This is a genomic window from Jiella flava (assembly GCF_017349315.1).
GTDB classification, from domain to species: domain Bacteria; phylum Pseudomonadota; class Alphaproteobacteria; order Rhizobiales; family Rhizobiaceae; genus Jiella; species Jiella flava.
On sequence record NZ_JAFMPP010000041.1, the window covers coordinates 1 to 1279 of the forward strand.

Below are 1279 nucleotides of genomic sequence, written 5' to 3' on the forward strand. Positions count from 1 at the left end.
ACTGCCCGCTTAAGCAAAGCTGCTTGATCTCCTCATACGTCTTTTTGGCGTAGTTGACGATCTGGTCCTGTAAGGTGTTCCAGTCGCGCTTGAACCGTTCGCGCGCCTTCGCCCTTTCTGATTCACTTAGCTTTTCGGCGCGTAGCTTGGCCGTTTCGTCGGCCATCTTGTCGCCGCCGATCATGACGTGACGCTCAAACCATTCGCCAACAGCGAAATAACCGTCTAATAAACCGCCACCCCAACCGAGCGACGCGTCGTTCGCCATATTGTTCGCTTTGGTCAGAACGCTGCCCGTGTCCTTGAGCAGATCGGAAACGGCAGCCTTGATTTTTTCAACGGCTTGTTTTTGTTGCTCGGCACCGTAAATGCCGGCAATGACACCAAGAAAGTGCACCTGTGCCGCGTATTGCCCCGCAACATCCATGGCATGCGCAACACATTGGTTATCGCCAATATACTGGTCTGGAGCCTGCACATCTGGCGCTGGATGAGGGCCCATATCAGCTCTGCCCGTCCAGATTAAAATGAGACATGGCAAGCGATGCCACCGTCATGGACGGATAAGACAAAATCGAACCGATGGAATTCGATAATGTCCCTGGTCCCAACGCTGATTCTGAAATTGTCGCCAAAGACGAGATGAGGGCGGAGGTGTCGTCACCGTGGAGACTTATCGCCTTGGTAATGAGGTTTAAAACATTTGAGTTGATGTCGGTTGAAGCGCCGGAGAACAAAAACGGCTCCTTTGTGCGCTCTACACCCAAGCTCCCAAAGAATGCCTCCCGATACGTGTCGCGAATGCCGCGCCGCTCGTCTTCCTTGTCGATAAATTCGCCATCCTCATAAAGCCGCATAACCGATCCTCAGTTCATATCGATGCGATTTGATTTGAGAACGATGCCCTTCTCGGCTTCGATTTCGATAACCCCTTCCTCCTTCAAGGTGATACGGGTCTTGCCACAGACGATCTCGAACTGCTTCCCGACCACAATTGTCTTGTTCTGGCCGATCTCTTCATAGGCTCCCATCAGAACGGATTTGTTTTCGATCCCTCCAACCGTCAGCTGATAGCCGCCGCCGACCATCACCGTCTTTGCGCCGCCCACGATCTCGGATGAGGACACCATCACGGTCTCGGCCTTGTTCTTACCGACACCGATGATCATGTTGCCTTCGCCCATGTTGAGCGCATCCGGCACGCCGAGCTTGTTGGCGAGGCCGGAAATCTTGTCCGTCAACGCCTGGAACTTCGACGTGACGAATTTCTGCAGGACGT

The 1279-nt window shown here is 53.5% G+C and carries 2 protein-coding genes and 1 pseudogene; all 3 read right to left on the minus strand.

Annotated features, from left to right (window positions below):
- On the minus strand, positions 1-502 hold a 502-nt coding region (locus J1C48_RS18705), incomplete at its 3' end, for a hypothetical protein (protein WP_207259514.1).
- Between the two features lies 1 nt (position 503).
- A complete protein-coding gene (locus tag J1C48_RS18710; RefSeq protein WP_207259515.1) occupies positions 504-857 on the minus strand; it encodes a hypothetical protein in 354 nt (117 codons plus the stop codon).
- 9 nt (positions 858-866) lie between these two features.
- Positions 867-1279: pseudogene (locus J1C48_RS18715) on the minus strand (type VI secretion system tip protein VgrG); the annotation flags it as partial.